The following is a 22,298-nucleotide window of genomic DNA, read 5'->3' as shown; positions in this document are numbered from 1 at the left end:
TCCTCGGCGGCGCTGGCGATCTGGGTCACGCTGTCGCGGATGCCGCCGATCAGCGCGCGCAGGCTCAAGCCCATGCGCTGCACGCCTTGCTGCAGCAGACCCAGTTCGTCACGACGGGTGGTGTTGAGATCGGCAGTAAGGTCGCCGTCGGCGATGCGCTCGACCACGCTCAGGGTCTCGCGCAGCGGGCGGGTGATCTGACGGGTGATGATCACCGCAGCCAGGCCGCCGAGCACCAGCGCCAGCAGGGCGCTGATGGCCTGCAGCGACAGCGCGCGGGCGCTTTCCTCGTCACGCCGCTCGAACTGGATCTTCATCAGCTCCTCGTCCAGCTTGACGATCACCTGGCCCTGCTCGGTCATCTCCGCACGGGCCTTGGCGATCTGCTCGACGGTGGACTTGTACTGCTTCACCGCCGCCTCGTAGCGCATCAGGGCCTGGGTGGCGTTGGCGGTGAGGCTGGAGGCGAAGCTGTCATCGAGACGAGCCACGGCGGCCTTGGCCTTCTCCAGCTGCTGCAGGGCCAGCTGCTCGGACTTGGCGTCGGCGTTGAAGATGAAGCCACGCACCTCGTAGCGCGCCATCAGCAGCTCTTCACGAGCGATGCCGACGGCCTGGAAGTCGGCGAAGCGGTCGGCATCGTCCGGGCGTTGCTGCACCGAGCTGGACAGCGCGTCGAACGACTGCAGCGCCGCCTGGGCACTGCCGACCATCGCCTCGCGCGCGGTGGCGCGGGCCTTGTAGCCGGCACGCATGGCCTCGAACGACACGCGGTAGTCGTCGATCACCGCGCCCTGCTGCTTGAGGCGCTGCACGTTGTCCGGGCTCTTGAAGCGCGCGGTCACGTCTTCCTGCAGGCGCTCGTAGTTGTTCAGGGCGGTCAGCACGGTCTGCCCGACGGCTTCGTCGCCGTTGGCCACCATGTACTGCAAGCGGGTGACACGCAGCTTGGTCAGCTCGGAGTCGAGCGTGGCGATATCGCCCATCCAGTTGCTGCGGTTGATCAGGCCGCTGATGCTGTTCCAGCTGATCAGCGCCAGGACGAGGGTGAGCACCAGCACCAGGCCGAAGCCCAGGCCGAGTTTGCGGGTGATGGAGAGGTTGCCAAACCAGGTTTGCATAGAGAGGTCCCAAGAAATCGAAGTCCATGAACGACTGGGCGTGATTGTTTTTCTTGGGCCAGCCCCGCTGAGCTAACGCGCGCGGAGGCGAACTTGATCACAAATGGCCATCATTTGCCAAGTCTATGGCGTCAGAGAATCATCGGTCTAAATATGTCGAGCCAGGCGTCAGGCGCGATTCAGGGCGTCTGCAACACGCGCAGACGCACCTCCCGCACCCACTGCGCGGTGTCACGCTGGAACTCCTGCACATGTGGCGAGGCCAGGTGCGCCTGCAGGTGCTTGAGGCTCTGCCACTGCTCGTGCACCAGCAGTTCGTCGGCGTCCATCACCTGCTCGGGCAGGCCGGCGGCGGCATCCTGCAACGGCCGATAGGCGATGCAGCCGACCTCGCCCTGCACCCGTGCCTGGTTGGCCAGTAGCGCCTCCAGCACCGCCTGGCGCTGGCCCGGCTGGCAACTGATCTGCGTGATCACCTCGATCATCGGACGCCCTCCTCGGCAGCCTCTACAGCTGTTGACCTCAGACTCGGCGAATGGACTTCACCACGATTGCCGGCCGCCAGCGCGCGCGCCACACTCTTGCGCAGGTATCCAGTAGTCCGCCAACTTCCTTGCCACGGAGTCACGAATGAAGACCAGCCTCGACGAACTGCAGGCCTTCACCCAGGTGGTCGATGCCGGCTCCATCAGCGCCGCCGCCGAGCACCTGGGGCAGACCGCCTCGGGCGTCAGCCGCGCGCTGGCGCGGCTGGAGGACAAGCTCGAAGTGACCCTGCTGCGCCGTACCACCCGGCGCCTGGAGCTGACCGAGGAGGGCGCCGCCTTCCTGATCCAGGCACGACGCATCCTCGACACCGTGGAGGAGGCCGAAGAACAGATGAGCCTGCGCCGCCAGGCACCGGCCGGGCGCCTGCGCGTGGATGCCGCCACGCCCTTCGTGCTGCACGTGCTCGTGCCGCTGGTGGCCGGCTTCCGCCAGCGCTATCCGCAGATCGAGCTGGAGCTGACCAGCAACGAGCAGAACATCGACCTGCTGGAGCAGCGCACCGACCTGGCCATCCGCATCGGCGCCCTGCGCGACTCCAGCCTGCACGCCCGCCCGCTCGGCTGCAGCCGCATCCGTGTGCTGGCCAGCCCAGCCTACCTGGCCGCGCGCGGCACGCCGCAGAGCCCGGCCGAGCTGGAGGGCCACGAGCTGCTCGGCTTCACCCAGCTGGAGAACCTCAACACCTGGCCGCTGCGCAGCGCCCACGGCGACGGCCTGCCGATCGCCCCGACGCTGCGCGCCTCCAGCGGCGAGACCCTGCGCCACCTGGCGCTGGCAGGTGCCGGACTGGTCTGCCTGTCGGACTTCATGACCGCCACCGACCGCGCCAGCGGCGCGCTGGTAGAAGTGCTGGCCGAATACAGCGTCGACAGCCGCCAGCCGGTCAACGCCGTGTACTACCGCAACACGGCGCTGGCGGCGCGCATCACCTGCTTCCTCGACTACCTCAGCCAGGCCATGGCTCAGAACCCCAGCGTGGCCGAGACCAAGAGCTGACGCGGCTCGCCGACGCAGCGGGCCGAGCGCTGTAGCAGCCGCCGATACGACCAGCCGTGATGCTGAAGGCGGATCGTGGCGACAGGCCTTTGGTAAGACCCATCGGTCACGACACTTGCCTTATGAAATTCCTTGTGAGATTTTTCATGAAATTAACAAGAATAAATTTCACGAGGCGGTCATGTTCAAGCAGTCAGCCCAGCACATCGGCACCTACTACGCCGGCACCTATGGCCAGATCCCCCTGCGCCCGCACCTGCAGGAGTCGCTCGACTGCGACGTGATCATCGTCGGCGCCGGCTTTAGCGGCCTGCACACCGGATTACGCCTGGCCCTGGCCGGCAAGAAGGTGGTGCTACTGGAGGCCAGCCGCCTGGCCTGGGCCGCCTCCGGGCGCAACGGCGGCCAGGCCCTGCCCGGCTGGTCCTGCGACATGCCACCACTGGAGAAGGCCCTCGGCACCGAGCGCGCCCGCCTGCTGTGGGACAGCATGGTCTGGGCCGCCGAGGAGATGCGTGAGCTGCCCCAGCGCCATGGCTTCGACATCGACTACCGCAGCGGCGCCATCTACACCGCCGTGCTGCCACGCCGCGCCCGCCTGCTGCAGGAGAACCTGGAGGAGGCCGAGCAGAAGTATGGCTACAAGCAGCTCAGTTTCATTCCACAAAAGGATCTGCCGCAGTGGATCGCCAGCCCGCGCTACCTGGCCGCGCTGCATGACTCCGGCGCCGCCCACCTCAACCCGCTGAAGCTGGCCCACGGCCTGGCCGGCGCCATCGAGGCCGCCGGCGGGCGCATCTTCGAACAGAGCAAGGCGCTGGGCTGGCAGGAAACCACCAACGGCTACTCCGTGCGTTGCGAGCATGGCGAGGTACGCGGCGACGTGCTGGTCCTGGCCTGCAACGCCTACATCGACGGCCTCGACCGCGAGCTGTCGAAGCGTCTGCTGCCGGTCGGCTCCTACCAGGTGGCCACCGCGCCGCTCGACCCCGAACTGGCCTGCTCGTTGCTGCCGCGTGGCACCTGCGCCATCGACAACCAGTTCGTCCCCGACTACTTCCGCGTCACCCCGGACCACCGCCTGCTGTTCGGCGGCGGCTGCACCTACCTGGGCGGCATCCCCAAGGATGTGCCGGCGACCACCCGGCCCTACCTGGAGCGCGTGTTCCCGCAGCTGCGCGGGGTGCAGATCGACTACGGCTGGGGCGGGCACATCGACTGCACCATGCCGCGCACCCCGGATGTCGGCCGCCAGGGCCAGAAGTATTGGCTGCAGGGCTTCTCCGGCCACGGCATCCTGCCGACCCTGGCCGCCGCCCGCGCGGTCAGCGACGCCATCCTCGGCCAGGACCGCCTGCTTGGCCTGTACCAGGGCCTGGACAACCCGCGCTTCCCCGGCGGCGACCTGCTGGCCGCGCCTATCGAGGCGGTGGGCAAGGCCTGGTATCGCCTGCGCGACCTTATCTAGAACGGAACCCTCATGGACAAACAGGACGAAATCGAAGGCCTCGCGATCCTCGTGCGCGACCTGCGCAAGCACAAGGACGTGACCCTGGGCGAGCTGGCCGAGCGCATCGGCCGCTCGGTGGGCTTCCTGTCCCAGGTCGAGCGCGGCCTGTCGCGCCCGACCGTGGCCGACCTCACTGCCATCAGCGAGGCGCTGGGCGTGCCCACTACCTATTTCTACAACCCCGGCAAGCCGCGCCAGATGCCCTGGGTGACCCGCCCGGACGAGCGCCGCACTCTGTACTACGCCGGCGGCATCACCGACGTGCTGGCTTCGCCAGGCATGGCCGGTGGCTTCTCCATGCTCGAGAGCTTCCTCGAACCCGGCGCCACCTCCGGCGACGGCCACCTCAATGACAGCTCCGAGCAGGGCGGCTTCGTCCTCGAGGGCGAGCTGACGGTGTGGTACGGCGACGATGCCACTCCAGCCACCCTCGGCCCGCGGGACAGCTTCCAGCTGCCGCCGCACGCCAAGTTCCGCTACGCCAACCTCACCGATTCCCCAACCAGAGTGCTCTGGGTCTTCACCTGACCTTTGCAGATATCGCCATGACAACAACAAGATTCCCCGACCTGCTCAGCGAAGTCCGCGCCTTCCGCGCCGCCCACCCCGACGTGCGCTACGTCGACCTGATCTGCCTGGACATCCCCGGGCATTTCTACGGCAAGCGCTACCCCCTCGACATGCTGGAGAAGGTCGCCGCCGGCGGCCCGCTCAAACTGCCGCAGAACTGCGTGCTGCTCGGCGCCCAGGGCGGCCTGCACCCGATCGGCGACTACTGCTTCAACGACGGCGACCCGGATGCGCCGCGCCGGCTGATCCCCGGCAGCCTCAAGCCGGTGCGCTGGGAGAGCCAGCCGCTGGGACAGATGCTGATCAGCTCCGACGGCACCGGGGCGCCCATCGAGTTCGAGCCACGCGAGGTGCTCGCCCGTGTATTGCAGCGCCTGCAGGCCAAGGGCATCCGCCCGGTGGTGGCCTTCGAACTGGAGTTCTACCTGTTCGACCGCAAGCTGCAGGACGGCCTGCCGCAGTTCCCGCGCGACCCGCTGACCGACGACGAAGACGACCAGCCGAACATGCACATCGAGCGCCTGTCGCGCTTCTCCGATGTGCTGCATGAGATGGTCGAAGCGGCCCAGGAACAGGGCGTGGACGCCAACGTGATCACCGCCGAAATCGGCCCCGGCCAGTTCGAGATCAACTTCGCCCACTGCGACGACGGCCTGCACGCCGCCGACCAGGCCGCCCTGTTCTGCCGCAGCACCCGCGGCGTGGCCATGAAGAACGGCTACAGGGCCAGCTTCATGAGCAAGCCCTACCTGGACGCGCCGGGCAGCGGCATGCACGTGCACGTCAGCCTGTACGACGAGGCCGGCAACAACCTGCTCGACGGCAATAACCAGCGCCCGCTGCGCCACGCCGTGGCTGGCTGCCTGGAACTGCTGCCGCACTGCATGCCGATCTTCGCCGCCAACCACAACGCCTATCGCCGCTACGGCTCGCGAGTGAACGCGGCGAGCCAGGCCAGCTGGGGCTTCGAGGACCGCGACGCATGCATCCGTATCCCCGAGTCCGACGGCCGCAACCTGCGCATCGAACACCGCCTGGCCGGCGCCGACGCCAACCCCTACCTGGTGCTGGCGGCCATCCTCAGCGGCATGGAGCACGGCCTGGAGCAGGAACTGGAGCCAATCCCCTCACTCAACGACGACCGCGACAGCGGCGTGGCCTTCCCCAAGGACATGCTCACCGCCGTGGCGCAGATGGAGGCGCACGAGGTGGTGAAGGAAAAGCTCGGCGGCGAGTTCGTCTTCGTCTACTGCGAGAACAAGCGCCACGACCACCTGGACTTCATGAACGAGGTCAGCGCGCGGGAGTTTCGTTGGTTCCTCTGAGAGCCAGGGTGTTGCCAGTCCTGAGCAGAAGGTGGCAGGCGTCGGCAGATCTTGCGAGATGTAGCCAATGGCCACCAGAATGCGCGGATATTCCTCGACATGGACGTACTGCTGATGGCAACAGTGAACCTCTACCAGTCCTATACGAAGTTCGATACCAGCCCCTGGGCCGGTAACGTGACAGGCACAGGCTCCAATATCACCATCAGCGATGGCTATCACAGGGAAGTCTATTCCGGCAGCTTCTCGTACAACGATTACGGCGACGTCATTGGTGGAACCCTGCGGGGCTACAGCTATGCGCAGGGTGGATCCAACTTCGTCAGCATCAGTGGCTTCTCGATCAGCTCGGTAACAGCCTACAACTATTATTCCAGCGGCAATGGCGCGGCACTAATGGCGCTGATGCTGCGCCAGGCCGATACGGTGATCGGCTCCAAGTACAACGATAATTTCTCCGGCTACTCGGGTAACGACACGCTCTACGGCAATGCCGGCAATGATCTGCTGTATGGCAATGAAGGCAACGATGTCCTGAACGGCGGGCTGGGCATCGACACCCTCGATGGCGGCAACGGCAACGACACCTACTACATCGATAACGCCTACGATAAGGTCATCGAGTCCAGCGCTGCTGGAGGAACTGACACGCTGGTGTCCTCGATCAGCACCACGCTTGGTGACAACCTGGAGTATCTCTCCCTCTCCGGCACTGCGGCCATCAATGGCACGGGAAATAGCCTGGGCAACATCCTGGCGGGCAACAGTGGCAAGAATATTCTGAATGGTATGGCCGGTGCCGACATCATGGCTGGCGGCCTGGGCAACGACACTTATTACGTCGACAACTCAGGCGATATTGTCTCTGAGGCCGCCAATGGAGGAACCGACACGATTCTGTCCACGGTGACGTATAGGTTGGGCACCTCACAGGAAAACCTTCGCCTTTCCGGAACTGCAGAGAGCGTCGGTAACGGAAACGAATTGGCCAACAAATTAACTGGCAACAACGCTAGCAATGTGCTGAATGGCAGGGCCGGCAATGACTCGATTTATGGTGGTGGTGGTGATGACAGGCTGATCGGCGGTGCTGGCAAGGACTCGCTGAACGGCGGTGCCGGCAACGATATATTCGACTTCAACACCCTTTCTGAGATAGGACTGACCAGTACTAACTGGGACATCATCACCGACTTCATCAGCGGCTCTGATCGTATCGATCTCTCTACCCTGGATGCCAATACCGCCACGGCCGACAACGATGCCTTCACCGCAATCATCAACAGTACCGCAGCCTTTACTCAGGCGGGCCAGCTAAAATTGGTGAACGGCGTGCTGTACGGCAACACGGATGCCGATGCCAGCGCAGAGTTCGCCATTCAACTGCTGGGCGTCAGCAGCGTGTCACTGGCCGACTTCATCGCCTGACAGTCCGGGCATGCACGAAGAGTCCACAACAACCGTATAAAAAAGCCCGGCTATTGCCGGGCTTTTTCTTAGCGAAACAGTTACTGCGCCGCCTGCATGGTGCGCGCTCGCGCGGCCTGTCGCTGCTGCTTGTAGGCCAGCGCCGCCGGCGCCACCTTGGTCACCTGGCCAGTTTCCAGCCAACGCTTGAGGCGGTTGGCGTCGGCCATGTGGGTGTACTTGCCGAAGGCATCCAGCACCACGAAGGCCACCGGGCGGCCGCCCATCTGGGTGCGCATCACCAGGCAGTGGCCGGCGGCGTTGGTGAAGCCGGTCTTGGTCAGCTGGATGCTCCAGTTGGGCTTGTGCACCAGGCCGTTGGTGTTGCGGAAGCCCAGGCTGTAGCGCGGCTTGTTGAACTGCTGGATGTGCTCACGGGTGCTGCTGAGCTGACCGATCAGCGGGTACTGGCCGGCGGCCTTGACCAGCTTGATCAGGTCGTTGGCGGTGGAGACGTTGCCCTCGGACAGGCCGGTCGGGTCGCGGTAGCGGGTGTGGGTCATGCCCAGGGCGCGGGCCTTGGCGTTCATCGCCGCGAGGAAAGCCGGTACGCCGCCCGGGTAGTGATGGGCCAGGCTGGCGGCGGCGCGGTTTTCCGAGCTCATCAGGGTCAGCAGCAGCATGTCGTGGCGGCTCAGCACGCTGCCCAGGCGCACGCGCGAGTAGATACCGCGCATCTCCGGCACGTCGCGGATCACCACGTCGAGCTGCTCGTTCATGTTCGGCTTGGCGTCCAGCGTCACCATGGCGGTCATCAGCTTGGTCACCGAGGCGATCGGCACCTGCAGGTCCGGGTTGCTGGAGTAGAGAATCTGGTTGGTATTGAGGTCGACCAGCAGGGCGCTGCCGGAGGCCAGTTCCTGGACTTGGGGGGAGGCGTGGGCCACCAGGGCCGCGCCGGCCAGAACCACGCCGGCCAGGTAACGAAGAATCTTCACAAGTACATTCCGCTCTGGGTGATGGGATGCCACAGCGGTCCTTGCTGGCCCGCGCAGTATACGGAAAGCGCCTCGCGGTCGGCAGCCGGTCGTCCCGCGCTTTGTATCCGCAAGGTAAAGGTCAGGGTAAAGATGTCTTTACCGAGGATTTCGCCGCTGCGCCCGTGGACTAAACAGGCAAGACGCACCACCAGGTGCCTACCCGCCAGCAGTTCCGCGAGGATCACCCCCGATGAAACAGCCACATCCCGCCTTCGCCCTGTTGGGCCTGTTCCTGATCGGCAGCAGCAGCCTGCTCGACGCCCACGCCGCACCGCAGAACCCGCCGGAGCAGCGCCAGGAACAACACCAGGAGCCACGCGGCCGCCAGGATCAGCAGCGCCCGCAACAGCCGGGGCAGGGCTCCGCGCAGCAGCAGAGGCCGCCTCAGCAACAGGCGCAGCAACGTCCATCGAATGACCATCACCAGGCGCCACCGCGAAACTTCGCCGACGTACATCGGGCCTTCCACGAACGCCGCGCACAGATCGGCCGTGGCCCGGCCGTGCCGCCCGGCGTGCACATTCGCCAGGGCCAGCCGCTGCCGCCCGGCTACGGCAAGCGCCTGGACGAGCGTGCTCTGCATGGCCTGCCGCACTACGCGGGGTACGAATGGCGCCGGGTCGGCAGCGACGTGGTGCTGATCACCGTGACCACCGGCATCGTCTACACCATCCTGCAGGGCGTGCTGAACTGAGGCGGCTCAGGCCGCCCGCCGACCACGCTGGTTCAGCCACATGGCGGCGAGGATCACCGCGCCGCCGGCGGCCAGGCGCGGCAGGTCGAAGTCGCGGTTCCAGATCAGCAGGTTGACCAGCAGCCCGGCTGGCACGTGCAGCTCGTTCATGATCGCCAGGGTGCCGGCGTCCACCTGGGTGCTGCCCTTGACCCACCAGTACAGGCCCAGGGCCGTGGCGAACAGGCCCATCCAGGCCAGCACGCCCCACTGCACGAAGGTTTGCGGCAGCTTGTCCGGATTGCCGAACAGCAGGAACGACGGCAGCGCCAACACCAGGGCGCCTAGGAAGAAGTGGCCGAAGAAGCGGTGCAGCGGCTGCATCGGCTGGTAGTGCAGCAGCAAGCGGCGGCACAGCACCTGGCCGGCGGCGAAGGTGGCGTTGGCCACCTGCAGCAGGATGAAGCCGAGCAGGTAGTCACCTTCCAGCTTGTCGAAGCGAATGATCACCCCGCCGCCCACGGCGACCAGCGCGGCCACCAGCGCCCAGGGGCTGAAGCGCCGCGCCAGGGCATCGTCGAGCAGGGTCACGTAGATCGGCGTGAGCACGGTGAACAGCAGCACCTCGGGCACCGTCAGCACCTGGAAGCTGCGGTACAGGCACAGGTAGGTGATGCCGAACTGCAGCGCGCCGGCCAGCCAAAAGCCGGCCAGCAGGCGCCACGGCAAACCGCGCCAGAGGGTGAAAGGCAGAAAAACCAACGCGGCGATCAGCACCCGCGCCAGCACGGCGAAGTCGCTGTCGACACGGCCGGCCAGGTACTCGCCGATCAAGCTGAAGGAAAAGGCCCAGAGGGCCGTGACGACCAGCAGGTAGCGCATGTCAGCTCAGCTGGCTGCGCAGTTCCGCCAGTACCGCCGCACTCTGCGGACGCACGCCGCGCCAGACGAAGAAGGCCTCGGCGGCTTGCTCCACCAGCATGCCCAAGCCGTCGATGCAGCGCGCCGCGCCATGATCAAAAGCCCAGCGGTTGAACGCGGTCTGCTGCTTGCCGTACATCATGTCGTAGCAGACGGTGTGGCCAGGTTGGATCAGGCTCGGGTCGAGCGGCGGCAGTTCGCCGGCCAGCGAGGCCGAGGTGCCGTTGATGATCAGGTCGACCGGCTCGCTGAGCCAGTCGAAGCCGGCTGCGGCCACCGGGCCCAGATCGGCGAACTCGCGCGCCAGCTGCTCGGCCTTCTCCACCGTGCGGTTGGCGATGGTCAGGCTCTGCGGGCGCTCGGCCAGCAGCGGCTCCAGCACGCCGCGCACGGCACCACCGGCGCCGAGCAGGAGGATGCGCTTGTCCGCCAAGTCGATGCCGGCATTCACCGTCAGGTCGCGGACCAGTCCGGCACCGTCGGTGTTGTCGCCGAGCAGGCGGCCGTCATCGAGCTTTTTAAGGGTGTTCACCGCACCGGCGCGACGGGCGCGCTCGCTCAGCTCATCGGCCAGGCGATAGGCCTCTTCCTTGAACGGCACGGTGACATTGCCGCCCCGGCCGGTGGCGAAGAAGGCGCGGGCGTAGCCGGCAAAGTCGTCCAACGGCGCCAGCAGCGCCTCGTAGGACAGCTGCTCGCCGGTCTGCGCGGCAAACATGCCGTGGATCAGCGGCGACTTGCTGTGGCCGATGGGGTTGCCGAACACGCCGTAACGGTCGCTCACAGGCCAGCCTCGCCAAGCCAGTCACGGTCCTGCAGGAAGTACTCGGTCAGGCGCGCTTCCTCGCTGCCCGGTTCGGGCTTCCAGTCATAGCCCCAGCGCACGTGCGGCGGCAGCGACATGAGGATGGATTCGGTGCGCCCGCCGGACTGCAGGCCGAACAGGGTGCCGCGGTCGAACACCAGGTTAAACTCGACGTAGCGGCCACGGCGGAAGGCCTGGAACTCGCGCTGCTGCTCGGTGAACGGGGTGGCCTTGCGGCGCTGGACGATCGGCAGGTAGGCCTGGATGTAGGCATCGCCGATGGCGCGCAGGAAGGCGAAGCTGGTGTCGAAGTCCCACTGGTTGAGGTCGTCGAAGAACAGCCCGCCAATGCCGCGCGGCTCGCCGCGGTGCTTGAGGTGGAAGTAGCGGTCGCACCACTCCTTGAACTTCGGATAGACCTCGGCGCCGAACGGCGCGCAGGCGTCACGGGCAACCTGGTGCCAGTGCACGCAGTCTTCCTCAACGGCGTAGTAGGGCGTCAGGTCGAAGCCGCCGCCGAACCACCAGACCGCTTCCTCGCCTTCCTTCTCGGCGCTGAAGAAGCGCACGTTGGCATGAGAGGTGGGCACGTGCGGGTTCTCCGGGTGGATCACCAGGGATACGCCCATGGCCTCGAAGCCGCGCCCGACCAACTCGGGACGGTGGGCACTGGCCGATGGCGGCAGGCTGTCGCCAAACACATGGGAGAAGTTCACGCCGCCCTTTTCGATCAGCGCGCCGTTCTCGATCACGCGGGTACGACCACCGCCGCCGGCGGGACGCTCCCAGCTGTCTTCGAAGAAGCGGACACCGCCATCTTCGGCTTCGAGGGCGGCGCAGATGCGATCCTGCAGGTCGAGCAGGTAGGCCTTCACGGCCTGGGTACGTTCACTCACGGCAATGGTCCGGGCAGAGGCGGAAGAGGGGCGCAAGCATACCATCGTCGCCCCCGACGGACTTGACGGCCGTCAGTGCCGGCGCTTGGATGGTCTTCTTTGTCAGGAGTGCAGGACATGGCCAAACGCATCCAGTTTTCCCGCCACGGCGGCAGCGACGTGCTCGAGCTGGTCGACCAGTCGGCAAGCGAGCCTGGCCCGCAGGAGGTACGCGTACGCAACCGCGCCATCGGCCTGAACTTCATCGACACCTACTACCGCAGTGGCCTGTATCAACCGCCGAGCCTGCCGTCCGGCCTGGGCGGCGAGGGCGCCGGCGAAGTGGAGGCGGTGGGCAGTGCGGTGAGCCACCTCAAGGTCGGCGACCGCGTGGCCTATGCCACCGGCCCGCTCGGTGCCTATGGCGAGCTGCATGTGCTGCCGGCGCAGCACCTGGTCAAGCTGCCGGACTCGATCTCCTTCGAGCAGGCCGCAGCGGTGCTGCTCAAGGGCCTCACCGTGCAGTACCTGTTGCGCCAGACCTACCAGGTCGAGGCGGGGCAGACCATTCTCTGGCACGCCGCGGCCGGCGGCGTCGGGCTGATCGCCTGCCAGTGGGCGCGTACCCTGGGCGTGCAGCTGATCGGCACCGTGTCGTCGCCGGAGAAGGCAGCGCTGGCCAAGGCCAACGGCGCCTGGGCGACCATCGACTACAGCCACGAGGATGTGGTGCAACGGGTTCTGGAGCTGACCGGCGGCGCCAAGTGCCCGGTGGTCTACGACTCGGTGGGCAAGGACACCTGGGAGCGTTCGCTGGACTGCGTGGCACCGCGCGGCCTGCTGGTGAGCTTCGGCAACGCCTCGGGCGCGGTCACGGGGGTCAACCTCGGCGTGCTGGCGCAGAAGGGCTCTCTCTACGTGACCCGGCCGACCCTGGGCCATTACGCCAACAACGCCGCGAACCTGCAGGCCATGGCCGACGAGCTGTTCGGCCTGATTGCCAGTGGTGCAATCAAGGTGGAGATCGGCCAGCGCTATGCGCTAACCGATGCGGCCAAGGCTCAGGAAGCGCTGAGCGGCCGGCAGACCACCGGCTCGACCATCCTGATTCCGTAAGAAGTCAGGATGGGCGGATCACATCGCCCGTGCGCAGATCACGAATCAGGCTGGGGTTGCGGCGCCCGCCCAGGGCGCCGCCGAGCACGGCATCCAGCTGGCGCGGGAAATACTGCTCGACGCGCAGGCGCGAACGCGCCGAGGGCCGTCCCGCCGGGTTGGCCGAGGTGGATACCAGCGGGCCGGTGAGGGCGCAGAGGTCTCGCACCAGCGGATGAGCGCTAACGCGCAGGGCGACGCTGTCGTGCCGGCCGGTGATCCAGCGCGGCAGGCGATCCTGATGCGGTACCAGCCAGGTGTTGGGTCCCGGCCAGGTGCTGGCCAGGCGGTCGATCCAGCGCTCGGGCAGGTCGTCCAGGAGGAAGTCGAACTGTTCGATGCTGTCCGCCACCAAGATCACGCCCTTGTGCACCGGGCGGTCCTTGAGTGCCAGCAGGCGATCCACCGCGGCCTCGTTCCATGGATCGCAACCCAGGCCCCAGACGGCCTCGGTGGGGTAGGCGATCACGCCGCCTTCACGCACCACACGTGCCACCCGCTGTATCTGCCAACCACTCATGCTCACCCCCCTGGTTTCTCTGGCGGCGAGTGTACCCAGCTCAAGGCGCGCGGTGTACCCAGCGGCCGGCCTCGCAGGCGACCAGCCCCTCCAGCTCCAGCTCGGTCAGCGCCACCAGCGTCGCACTCAGCTCCAGGCCGCAGGCGATGGACAGGGCCTCGCTGGTCTGCGGCGCAGCGCGCAGCTGCTCCAGCAGCGGGTGCTCGGCCTGTGGTATCGCAGTCGGGACCGGCGCTACTAGCTGCCACCCACGCAGCGCCTGGAGAATGTCGTCGACGCTCTCTACCAAGGTCGCGCCCTCGCGAATCAGCTGATGGCAGCCACGCGCCCCCGGATGGTGGATGGAGCCCGGGATCGCATAGACCTCACGCCCTTGCTCCGCGGCCAAGCGTGCAGTGATCAGCGAGCCGCTCGACGGGCTGGCCTCGACCACCAGCACGCCCAACGACAAGCCACTGATGATGCGGTTGCGCCGCGGAAAATTGCTGGCCTGCGGCGGGCAGTCCAGTGGCATCTCAGAGACCAGAGCGCCACCACTCGCGACAATGCGCTCGGCCAAGTCGGCATGACGCTGAGGATAGATGCGCTGCAGGCCGGTACCGAGCACGGCGATTGTCCCGCCCCCGACATCCAGCGCTCCCTGGTGCGCCGCGCCATCGATACCCAGGGCCAGGCCGCTGGTGATTACGAAACCGCCACCGGCCAGGCTGCGCGCGAAGGATGCCGCTGTATCCAGCCCCGGCCGCGAGGCACGGCGACTGCCGACCATGGCCAGCTGAGGGCGTTCGAGCAAGCTTCGGTCTCCGGCGACGAACAGCAGCGGCGGTGCATCGCTCAGCTCGGCGAGCAGGGCCGGATAGTCGGAGTCCTCCCACATCAGCAGCGAGTGTCCCTCCTGCTCCAGCCAGCGCAGAGCAGTCGTGGCACACTCGCGGATATCCTCGCTACGCCGGGGCTCGGCACAGACCGCAGGCAATCCCAAGGAGCGCCAAGCTGTGGCGGGCGCGCTGAGCGCTGCGGAGGCACTACCAAAGGCGTCCAACAACCGGCGAAAACGCCGCGGACCAAGCTCGGGAAGACTGTGCAGGCGCAGGCGCGCCTCCAGTTCAGCGGGAGAAATGTGCATGGCGATCATCCTTGATCATTGCCCAGAAAGCAGAACCCCCGCACTGGGCGGGGGTTCTAGGTGTTACGGGTTCTTCACCTTGTCCATCAGCGACAGGTCTCGATTGGCGTAGAGCACCAGGCCGTAGCTGAGCTTCTCGTAGGTGCGGAACACCATCATCAGACCGGAGCGCTCATCGGGGATCTTCACCGATTCACCGGTGATGCGGTCACGCACCGTTTCGCCGGTCTTGTACACGGCCAGCACGTTGCCCTCGACCAGACCGTCGATCTTGCCCTTGTTGATGGTCACCACATCGAACTGGCCGATACGGTTCACTCCACGCGGCACGTCGAGGATCACACCGTCGATATCGGTTTGTGGTTCGCTGGGCATGAACACCGAGTTCACTGCACGCTCTTCGGTGGGGAACAGGCGGTCACCCAGGCGTACTTCCTGAGTGGAGCGGGTCAGGGTCAAGGTGGCGATGTCGCCTTCCTCGGCGACCATCTCGCCGGTGCCGATATCGTCGGCGTTGATGCCGAGGAACTCCTCGGTTTCCGGGTCGGTATAGACCTTGCCCTGACGGAAGATACCGTAGACAGGCTGGCCATCGTCGAAGGAGCCACGGGCATAGACACGATCACCGGCACCACTGACCACACGCTCAGCACCGCCAGCTACCACGTAGGGACGGCCATTGAAGTCTTCCGGGGTATCGATGATGCGGTTACGCAGCAGGAAGCTGTTGATCGCTTCCAGCGGAATGGTCGGGATGGCCTCGGCCATCGGCGTGCTGCGAATCTGCGGCGACAGCTTGATGGTGCCGCGGGACTCGCCACGGTTGAGCATCAGGCGTGGCTGGCCGTCGATATAGACCAGGCTGAGGGTGTCGCCCGGGTAGATGAGGTGAGGATTCTCGATCTGCGGGTTGGCGTGCCACAGCTCGGGCCACTTCCACGGCTGGCTGAGGAACTTGCCAGAGATGTCCCACAGAGTATCGCCCTTGACCACGGTGTAGCGGTCCGGGTGACCTTCCTTGAGCTGGACGGCTGCCTGGACCAGGCCACTCTGTACCAGACCGCCCGCGGCGACCAGCAGCAGGGCGAGTAGTGATTTCCTCATGCGGTGAATCCCTTTATTATGTGGCTGGCGCCTGTAAGCCGCAGAAGCCGCGGCTTTTGAGCCGTTTTTCAAAGCTGTTCATCATCTTAGCAGCGGTTTTTTACTTTATTCCACAAGTGCATCACAAACAGCCATGGCCATTCTCAACATCCTCGAATTCCCCGATCCGCGCCTGCGCACCATCGCCAAGCCGGTGACCGTCTTCGACGCGGCACTTTCCCAACTGATCGACGACATGTTCGAGACCATGTATGCCGCCCCCGGCATTGGCCTCGCGGCCACGCAGATCAACGTGCACAAGCGTGTGGTGGTGATGGATCTGTCCGAGGACAAGTCCGAGCCGCGGGTGTTCATCAACCCCGAGTTCGAGTCGTTGACCGAACAGATGGACCAGTACCAGGAAGGCTGCCTGTCGGTGCCCGGCTTCTACGAGAACGTCGACCGCCCGCAGAAGGTCAAGATCAAGGCCCAGGACCGCGACGGCAGCCACTACGAGCTGATCGCCGAAGGCCTGCTCGCCGTGTGCATCCAGCACGAGTGCGATCACCTCAACGGCAAGCTCTTCGTCGACTACCTGTCCAATCTCAAGCGTGACCGGATCAAGAAGAAGCTGGAAAAGCAGCACCGCCAGCAGGCTTGAACCCGAATCCCAAAGGCTTGCTCCGGCAAGCCTTTTTCTTTTCATGTGAGTGAATCATGCGCATCGTCTTTGCCGGCACCCCGGAATTCGCCGCCAGCCACCTGCAGGCCCTGCTCGACGCAGGCCGTGACATCGTCGCCGTGTACACCCAGCCGGACCGCCCGGCCGGCCGCGGGCAGAAACTGATGCCCAGCCCAGTGAAGCAGCTGGCACTGCAGCACGGAATTGCCGTGTACCAGCCGCAGACCCTGCGCGATCCAGCGGCCCAGGCCGAACTGGCAACCCTGAATGCAGACCTGATGGTGGTGGTCGCCTACGGCCTGATTCTGCCACAGGTGGCGCTCGACACCCCACGCCTGGGCTGCATCAACAGCCATGCCTCGCTGTTGCCACGCTGGCGCGGTGCGGCGCCGATCCAGCGCGCGGTGCAGGCCGGCGATGCCAGCAGCGGCGTCACCGTGATGCAGATGGAAGCCGGCCTGGACACCGGCCCCATGCTGCTCAAGGTCAGCACTACCATCACCGCCGACGACACCGGTGGCAGCCTGCACGACCGTCTGGCGCAGCTAGGCTCGGCTGCCGTGGTCGAGGCAATCACCAAGCTCGCCGCTGGCGAGCTCAAAGGCGAAGTGCAGGACGACAGCCTGGCCACCTACGCCCACAAGCTGAACAAGGACGAGGCACGCCTCGACTGGAGCCGCCCGGCCAAAGAGCTGGAGCGCCTGGTGCGTGCCTTCAACCCCTGGCCGATCTGCCACAGCACGCTGAATGGCGAACCGCTGAAAGTGCTGGCCGCGCAACTGGGCGAGGGCAACGGCGCGCCGGGTACCGTGCTCGCCGCCGACAAGAGTGGCCTGACAATCGCCTGCGGCGAAGGCGCTCTGCGCCTGACCCGCCTGCAGCTGCCAGGTGGCAAGCCACTGGCCTTCACCGACCTGTACAACAGCCGCCGCGAGCAGTTCGCCCCCGGCCTGGTGCTCGGTCAATGAACCCACGCCTGGCCGCCGCTCGCGCCCTCGCCGCCGTACTCAACGGTAAGGCCTCGCTCGGCAGCAGCCTGCCGCCACTGCTGGACAGGGTCGAGTTGCGTGACCGCGGACTGGCCCAGGACCTGGCCTTCGGCACCGCACGCTGGCAACCGCGCCTGGCGCTGCTCGCCGAGAAACTGCTGCAGAAGCCGTTCAAGGCCGCCGACCGCGACGTCGAGGCCCTGCTGCTGGTCGGCCTGTACCAGCTGCTGCACACCCGCATCCCGGCCCATGCGGCCATCGGCGAGACGGTGGCCTGCGTCGACAAGCTGAAGAAGTCCTCGCTCAAGGGTCTGCTCAACGGCGTGCTGCGCAATGCCCAGCGCGATCACGAGGCACTGTTCACCGAACTGGATCGCGACCCGGTGCTGCACACCGCTCACCCGCGCTGGCTGCAGAAGCGCCTGAAGGCCGACTGGCCCGAGCATTGGCAGGCCATCTGCGCCGCCAACAACGAGCATCCGCCGCTGCTGCTGCGGGTCAATCGCCGTCACGGCAGCCGCGATGCCTACCTCGCCGAACTGCGTAGCGCCGGCATCGAAGCCGAACCCTGCCCCTTCAGCCGCGACGGCATCCGCCTGCTGCAACCCTGCGATGTGAAGACCCTGCCGGGCTTCATGGACGGCCGCGTCAGCGTGCAGGACGAGGCCGCACAGCTGGCCGCCGACCTGCTCGATCTGGCCCCCGGCCAACGTGTGCTCGACGCCTGCGCCGCGCCCGGCGGCAAGACCTGCCACCTGCTCGAGGCCGAGCCGGGACTGAAAGAGACCATTGCCCTGGACCTGGAACCGGCACGCCTGGCGCGGGTGCAGGAGAACCTCGACCGTCTGCACTTGCAGGCCACCCTGATCGCCGCCGACGGCCGCGACGTGGCCACTTGGTGGGACGGCAAGCCGTTCCAGCGCATCCTGCTCGACGCGCCGTGCTCGGCAACCGGGGTGATCCGCCGCCACCCGGACATCAAACTGACTCGCCAGGCTGACGACATCACCGCGCTGGCCAAACTGCAGGGCGAGTTGCTCGATGCCCTGTGGCCAACCCTGGAGGTCGGCGGCGTGCTGCTCTACGCCACCTGCTCGGTGCTGCCGGAGGAGAATCGCGACAACATCGCCGCCTTCCTCGCCCGTACACCAGGCGCGCGTGAACTGGATATCGCCGGCGCCTTCGGCCTCAAGCAGGCCCATGGCCGCCAGCTGCTGCCACAGGTCGACGGCCACGACGGCTTCTACTATGCCAAGCTGATCAAGATCGCCGCGGCACCGCGCGGCTGAGGACGGAACCGCATGAAGATCATCATTCTCGGCGCAGGGCAGGTCGGCGGCACCCTGGCGGAGCACCTGGCCAGCGAGGCCAACGACATCACCGTGGTCGACACCGACGGCGATCGCCTGCGCGACCTCGGCGACCGCCTGGACATCCGCACCGTGGTCGGCCGTGGCTCCTTCCCCACCGTGCTGCGCCAGGCCGGCGCCGACGACGCCGACATGCTGGTGGCGGTGACCAACAGCGACGAGACCAACATGGTCGCCTGCCAGGTCGCCTACACCCTGTTCCACACGCCGACCAAGATCGCCCGGGTGCGCGAGTCGGCCTACCTGACCCGCGAGGCGCTGTTCGACAATGAGGCCATCCCGGTCGATGTACTGATCAGCCCCGAGCAGGTGGTGACCAACTACATCAAGCGCCTGATCGAATACCCCGGCGCCCTGCAGGTGATCGACTTCGCCGAGGGCAAGGCCCAGCTGGTGGCGGTCAAGGCCTACTACGGCGGCCCGCTGGTCGGCCAGCAGCTGCGCCAGCTGCGCGAGCACATGCCCAACGTCGACACCCGCGTCGCCGCGATCTTCCGCCGCAACCGGCCGATCATGCCGCAGGGCGACACGGTGATCGAAGCGGACGACGAGGTGTTCTTCATCGCCGCCAAGGCCCACATCCGCGCGGTGATGAGCGAGCTGCGGCGCATGGAAGACAGCTACAAGCGCATCGTCATTGCCGGCGGCGGGCATATCGGCGAGCGCCTGGCCGAGGCCATCGAGAGCCGCTACCAGGTGAAGATCATCGAGATGAACCCGGCGCGCTGCCGCTACCTCTCGGACAACCTGGAAAGCACCATCGTGCTGCAGGGCAGCGCTTCCGACCGCGACCTGCTGGTGGAAGAGAACATCAACGAGGCGGACATCTTCCTGGCCCTGACCAACGACGACGAGGCCAACATCATGTCCTCGCTGCTGGCCAAGCGCCTGGGCGCGCGCAAGGTGATGACCATCATCAACAACCCGGCCTACGTCGATCTGGTCCAGGGCGGCGATATCGACATCGCCATCAGTCCCCAGCTGGCCACCATCGGCACCCTGCTGACCCACGTGCGCCGCGGCGACATCGAGAGCGTGCACAGCCTGCGCCGTGGTGCGGCCGAGGCCATCGAGGCCATCGCCCATGGTGACGCCCGCTCGAGCAAGGTGGTCGGCAAAATGATCGAAGAGATCGCCCTGCCGCCAGGCACCACCATCGGCGCGGTGATTCGTGACGAGGAAGTGCTGATCGCCCACGACGACACCGTCATCGCATCCGGCGACCACGTGATACTGTTCCTCGTCGACAAGAAGTACATCCGCGACGTGGAGCGCCTGTTCCAGGTCGGTCTGACCTTCTTCTGAACCACGAGGCGCCCCTGGCATGACCACGCCGGACTCCCTGGAAAAACTGCTGGCCCGCGGGGTGGACAACGCCCTGCTGCGCTTCGGCCTGGGCAAGGCCTACCTCGACGGCAACCAACCCGACGCGGCCGCCGAGCATCTGCAGAAGTGTTTGGGCTTCGACCCCAACTATTCGGCGGCGTGGAAGCTGCTGGGGCAGGCGTGTCAGCGCCAGGGCATGCTGGAAGAGGCGCGCCAGGCCTGGCACAACGGCCTGGAAGTGGCGCGCAAGCGTGGCGACAAGCAGACCGAGAAGGAAATGACGGTGTTTCTGCGCCGCCTGGAGAAGGCCGCGGGAACCGCGAGCAGCTAGTCCTCGCGCTGGAAGATCAGCGCCACGCCGCTGGGCTCGAAGCGCACCACCTGCATCTGCACCACCGGAGCCGGAATCGGCAGGCCCTGGACCTGGCCGCTGACCACTTCACCGATCTGCAACAGGCTCTGCGCCTCGTCGATCACCACGAACACGCCGCTGTCGGAAATGTCGCGGGTGGTCACCAGCATCTGGCCATGCACCGGATGGTCGATGCGCAGCTGGACCTTGAGCGGTGTCCGCTTGTGCTCGCGCTTGTTGTCGTCCATGCCCATCCCGTTTGCGTGGCTGAAAGTTGAGTGCTCAGACGGTAAAGGCTAAGCGCTCGCGCATCAATACCATTTCTGCTCGCCGTCCGGGCGCTTCTTGAAACGCTTCATGCTCCACATGTACTGGCTGGGGTAGGCGCGCACGTAGCGCTCGACCACCTGGCTCATGGCTGCCACACCTTCTTCCACGCTCTCGCTGTACATGCCTTCGGGGGCGGCTTCGAGTATCACCTTGTAGCCGCTGCCATCGGGCAGGCGCAGGGCATGCAGGAACACGCCGACAGCCTTGCCGCCGGCGAGCATGCCGGGCACGAACTTGCTGGTCAGCGCCGTGGTGCCGAGGAAAGGCACGAATACGCCGCTGGAGCGGCTCGGCTCAGGGTCCGCCGGAATGCCCACGGCACCACCGCGGCGCACTTCCTTGATCACGCTGAGGATGCCTTCCTTGGTCGACGGGGCGACGCGATTGCCCATCTGCACGCGCTGCTTCTGCAGCAGCTCGTCCACTGCCTTGAGCTTCGGCGGACGATAGAAAATGATCGGTTTGCACTGGCTGCAGTAGAAGTGGTTGAGCACTTCCCAGTTGCCCAGGTGGCTGGTGATGCCGACCACGCCCTTGCCGGAGGCCAGCGCCTGCTGCAGCACGTCCAGGCCTTCCACCTCGCGCACCAGCTTGAGCGACTTCTCCGCCGGCCAGATCCAGGCGCAGGCGCTCTCGGTCAGGGTCTTGGCGATGTCCTTGAGGCTCTGCTCGGTCAGGCGGTCCAGCGCCGCCTTGTCCAGCTCGGGGAAGCACTTGCTCAGGTTGATCCGCACTACCTCGCGCGAACCATTGGGCAGCTTCCACATCAGCCAGCCGATGGCATTGCCCACCGCCTGCACCGCGCGCCAGGGCAGCAGGGCGAACAGACGCAGGAAACCGACGACCAGGGCACCTTTGAGCTTCTCCACGGAAGACTCCTGAAAATTGGCTGGGCCGGCATTGTAACGGCTGCGCCCGCCGGGATCAGCCTACCCGCGCTGGCGGCCTCAGCCGGCGCCGCCGAGGGCGCGGTAACGATCGCAGTCGCGAGTGTGGTCCATGACCATGCCCGCCGCCTGCATGTAGGCGTAGCAGATGGTCGGGCCGACGAAGGTGAAGCCCAGCTTCTTCAGCGCCTTGCTCATCGCCTCGGCCTCGGGCGTCACCGCCGGTACATCGCCGCGACCGCTGAACTGATTGATCTTCGGCGCACCGCCGACGAAGGACCAGAGCAGCGTGGCCGGGTCCTCCAGCTTGAGCCAGGCCCGCGCGTTCTTGCGCGCGGCCTGCAGTTTCAGGCGGTTGCGGATGATGCCGGCGTCCTGCATGCGCTCCTCGATTTCCTCGTCGGTCATCACCGCCAGGCGCTCGGCATCGAAACCGAACAGCACCTGGCGATAGCGCTCGCGCTTCTTCAGCACGGTGATCCACGACAGCCCGGCCTGGAAGCCTTCCAGCAACAGCATCTCGAACAGCCACTGCGGGTCGCGCTGCGGCACGCCCCATTCCTCGTCGTGGTAGGCGATGTACAGCGGGTCGTCGTTGCACCAGAAGCAGCGGGGCATGGTGTTCACCATCCTGGGAAAGAAGAAGCCCAACTATGCCCGGATTTGCCGTTGCACCGCACCTTGGC

The 22,298-nt window shown here is 66.1% G+C and carries 23 protein-coding genes and 1 pseudogene; 12 read left to right on the top strand and 12 right to left on the bottom strand.

From position 1 onward, the window contains the following. Window positions 1-116: 116 nt before the first annotated feature. Window positions 117-986: pseudogene (locus tag PTT45_RS22430) on the bottom strand (methyl-accepting chemotaxis protein); the annotation flags it as partial. 314 nt (window positions 987-1,300) lie between these two features. Next, window positions 1,301-1,606: a putative quinol monooxygenase gene (locus PTT45_RS18965; RefSeq protein ID WP_273815446.1), complete on the bottom strand. Its 306-nt coding sequence runs from the start codon at window positions 1,604-1,606 to the stop codon at window positions 1,301-1,303. A 145-nt stretch (window positions 1,607-1,751) separates the two neighbouring features. On the opposite strand from PTT45_RS18965, the gene PTT45_RS18960 reads away from it, so the two are divergent. The 5 genes from PTT45_RS18960 to PTT45_RS18940 all read left to right on the top strand — a co-directional run bounded on the left by PTT45_RS18960 (window position 1,752) and on the right by PTT45_RS18940 (window position 7,499). Further along, the gene (locus tag PTT45_RS18960) at window positions 1,752-2,666 is read left to right on the top strand and encodes a LysR substrate-binding domain-containing protein (RefSeq protein WP_273815444.1); all 915 of its coding nucleotides are present in this window, start codon (window positions 1,752-1,754) and stop codon (window positions 2,664-2,666) included. Between the two features lie 181 nt (window positions 2,667-2,847). Then, a complete protein-coding gene (locus PTT45_RS18955; RefSeq protein WP_273815443.1) occupies window positions 2,848-4,134 on the top strand; it encodes an NAD(P)/FAD-dependent oxidoreductase in 1,287 nt (428 codons plus the stop codon). Between the two features lie 12 nt (window positions 4,135-4,146). Continuing rightward, window positions 4,147-4,704 carry a helix-turn-helix domain-containing protein gene (locus tag PTT45_RS18950; RefSeq protein WP_273815441.1) on the top strand — a complete coding sequence of 186 codons (558 nt, stop codon included), beginning with the start codon at window positions 4,147-4,149 and terminating at the stop codon, window positions 4,702-4,704. 17 nt (window positions 4,705-4,721) lie between these two features. Further along, window positions 4,722-6,071 carry a glutamine synthetase family protein gene (locus PTT45_RS18945; protein ID WP_273815440.1) on the top strand — a complete coding sequence of 450 codons (1,350 nt, stop codon included), beginning with the start codon at window positions 4,722-4,724 and terminating at the stop codon, window positions 6,069-6,071. Window positions 6,072-6,170: 99 nt separating this feature from the next. Further along, window positions 6,171-7,499 (top strand): calcium-binding protein, encoded by a 1,329-nt coding sequence (locus tag PTT45_RS18940; RefSeq protein WP_273815438.1) that lies wholly within the window; start codon window positions 6,171-6,173, stop codon window positions 7,497-7,499. Between the two features lie 80 nt (window positions 7,500-7,579). Here PTT45_RS18940 and pbpG read toward each other — a convergent pair whose 3' ends face one another. Continuing rightward, entirely contained in the window at window positions 7,580-8,476 is an 897-nt protein-coding gene (gene pbpG / locus PTT45_RS18935) for a D-alanyl-D-alanine endopeptidase (protein ID WP_443218216.1), read from the bottom strand. A gap of 232 nt (window positions 8,477-8,708) precedes the next feature. Between pbpG and PTT45_RS18930 the strand changes: the two genes are divergently transcribed. Then, on the top strand, window positions 8,709-9,212 hold the full coding sequence (locus tag PTT45_RS18930) for an anti-virulence regulator CigR family protein (RefSeq protein WP_273815437.1): 504 nt from the start codon (window positions 8,709-8,711) through the stop codon (window positions 9,210-9,212). Window positions 9,213-9,218: 6 nt separating this feature from the next. Here the strand turns inward: PTT45_RS18930 and PTT45_RS18925 are convergent, their stop codons facing one another. From PTT45_RS18925 to hemF, 3 genes are read right to left on the bottom strand one after another with little or no spacing between them, the layout of a single operon-like run. Beyond that, window positions 9,219-10,073 (bottom strand): DMT family transporter, encoded by an 855-nt coding sequence (locus PTT45_RS18925; protein WP_273815436.1) that lies wholly within the window; start codon window positions 10,071-10,073, stop codon window positions 9,219-9,221. A gap of 1 nt (window position 10,074) precedes the next feature. After that, the gene (aroE, locus tag PTT45_RS18920) at window positions 10,075-10,896 is read right to left on the bottom strand and encodes a shikimate dehydrogenase (RefSeq protein ID WP_273815435.1); all 822 of its coding nucleotides are present in this window, start codon (window positions 10,894-10,896) and stop codon (window positions 10,075-10,077) included. Further along, window positions 10,893-11,858, bottom strand: a complete 966-nt coding sequence (gene hemF / locus PTT45_RS18915; RefSeq protein WP_443218215.1) for an oxygen-dependent coproporphyrinogen oxidase — start codon at window positions 11,856-11,858, stop codon at window positions 10,893-10,895. Before hemF ends, aroE begins: the two co-directional genes overlap by 4 nt. Before the next feature lie 72 nt (window positions 11,859-11,930). Between hemF and PTT45_RS18910 the strand changes: the two genes are divergently transcribed. Next, on the top strand, window positions 11,931-12,908 hold the full coding sequence (locus tag PTT45_RS18910) for an NADPH:quinone reductase (RefSeq protein ID WP_273815431.1): 978 nt from the start codon (window positions 11,931-11,933) through the stop codon (window positions 12,906-12,908). 4 nt (window positions 12,909-12,912) lie between these two features. Here the strand turns inward: PTT45_RS18910 and PTT45_RS18905 are convergent, their stop codons facing one another. The 3 genes from PTT45_RS18905 to PTT45_RS18895 form a co-directional block, all read right to left on the bottom strand. Next, the gene (locus tag PTT45_RS18905) at window positions 12,913-13,467 is read right to left on the bottom strand and encodes an L-threonylcarbamoyladenylate synthase (protein WP_273815429.1); all 555 of its coding nucleotides are present in this window, start codon (window positions 13,465-13,467) and stop codon (window positions 12,913-12,915) included. Between the two features lie 40 nt (window positions 13,468-13,507). Continuing rightward, the gene (dprA, locus tag PTT45_RS18900) at window positions 13,508-14,593 is read right to left on the bottom strand and encodes a DNA-processing protein DprA (RefSeq protein ID WP_443218214.1); all 1,086 of its coding nucleotides are present in this window, start codon (window positions 14,591-14,593) and stop codon (window positions 13,508-13,510) included. 63 nt (window positions 14,594-14,656) lie between these two features. Next, entirely contained in the window at window positions 14,657-15,697 is a 1,041-nt protein-coding gene (locus tag PTT45_RS18895) for a LysM peptidoglycan-binding domain-containing protein (protein WP_273815425.1), read from the bottom strand. Between the two features lie 133 nt (window positions 15,698-15,830). Here PTT45_RS18895 and def point away from each other — a divergent pair, with 133 nt between their 5' ends. Genes def through PTT45_RS18870 form a run of 5 tightly spaced genes read left to right on the top strand, consistent with a single transcriptional unit; the run spans window position 15,831 to window position 20,374 of the window. After that, window positions 15,831-16,337 (top strand): peptide deformylase, encoded by a 507-nt coding sequence (gene def / locus PTT45_RS18890; protein WP_043311936.1) that lies wholly within the window; start codon window positions 15,831-15,833, stop codon window positions 16,335-16,337. 56 nt (window positions 16,338-16,393) lie between these two features. Next, the gene (gene fmt / locus PTT45_RS18885) at window positions 16,394-17,326 is read left to right on the top strand and encodes a methionyl-tRNA formyltransferase (RefSeq protein WP_273815423.1); all 933 of its coding nucleotides are present in this window, start codon (window positions 16,394-16,396) and stop codon (window positions 17,324-17,326) included. Continuing rightward, window positions 17,323-18,636, top strand: coding sequence for a 16S rRNA (cytosine(967)-C(5))-methyltransferase RsmB (gene rsmB, locus PTT45_RS18880; protein ID WP_273815421.1), 1,314 nt, complete (start codon window positions 17,323-17,325; stop codon window positions 18,634-18,636). The genes fmt and rsmB overlap by 4 nt, the downstream gene beginning before the upstream one ends. A gap of 12 nt (window positions 18,637-18,648) precedes the next feature. Further along, window positions 18,649-20,022 (top strand): Trk system potassium transporter TrkA, encoded by a 1,374-nt coding sequence (trkA, locus tag PTT45_RS18875; protein WP_273815420.1) that lies wholly within the window; start codon window positions 18,649-18,651, stop codon window positions 20,020-20,022. A 19-nt stretch (window positions 20,023-20,041) separates the two neighbouring features. Continuing rightward, on the top strand, window positions 20,042-20,374 hold the full coding sequence (locus tag PTT45_RS18870) for a tetratricopeptide repeat protein (RefSeq protein WP_273815418.1): 333 nt from the start codon (window positions 20,042-20,044) through the stop codon (window positions 20,372-20,374). On the opposite strand, the gene PTT45_RS18865 is transcribed toward PTT45_RS18870, so the two are convergent. The 3 genes from PTT45_RS18865 to PTT45_RS18855 all read right to left on the bottom strand — a co-directional run bounded on the left by PTT45_RS18865 (window position 20,371) and on the right by PTT45_RS18855 (window position 22,230). Beyond that, window positions 20,371-20,643, bottom strand: coding sequence for a PilZ domain-containing protein (locus PTT45_RS18865; protein WP_273815417.1), 273 nt, complete (start codon window positions 20,641-20,643; stop codon window positions 20,371-20,373). The genes PTT45_RS18870 and PTT45_RS18865 overlap by 4 nt on opposite strands. Window positions 20,644-20,706: 63 nt before the next feature. Next, window positions 20,707-21,594 (bottom strand): lysophospholipid acyltransferase, encoded by an 888-nt coding sequence (locus tag PTT45_RS18860; protein ID WP_273815415.1) that lies wholly within the window; start codon window positions 21,592-21,594, stop codon window positions 20,707-20,709. Window positions 21,595-21,672: 78 nt separating this feature from the next. Beyond that, on the bottom strand, window positions 21,673-22,230 hold the full coding sequence (locus PTT45_RS18855) for a DNA-3-methyladenine glycosylase I (RefSeq protein ID WP_273815413.1): 558 nt from the start codon (window positions 22,228-22,230) through the stop codon (window positions 21,673-21,675). Window positions 22,231-22,298 lie beyond the last annotated feature (68 nt).

The organism is Pseudomonas sp. Gutcm_11s (assembly GCF_028649395.1).
In the GTDB taxonomy this organism is placed as follows: Bacteria; Pseudomonadota; Gammaproteobacteria; order Pseudomonadales; family Pseudomonadaceae; genus Aquipseudomonas.
The sequence above is the reverse complement of the archived record's forward strand: the minus strand, read 5'-3'. Positions and strand labels throughout refer to the sequence as shown.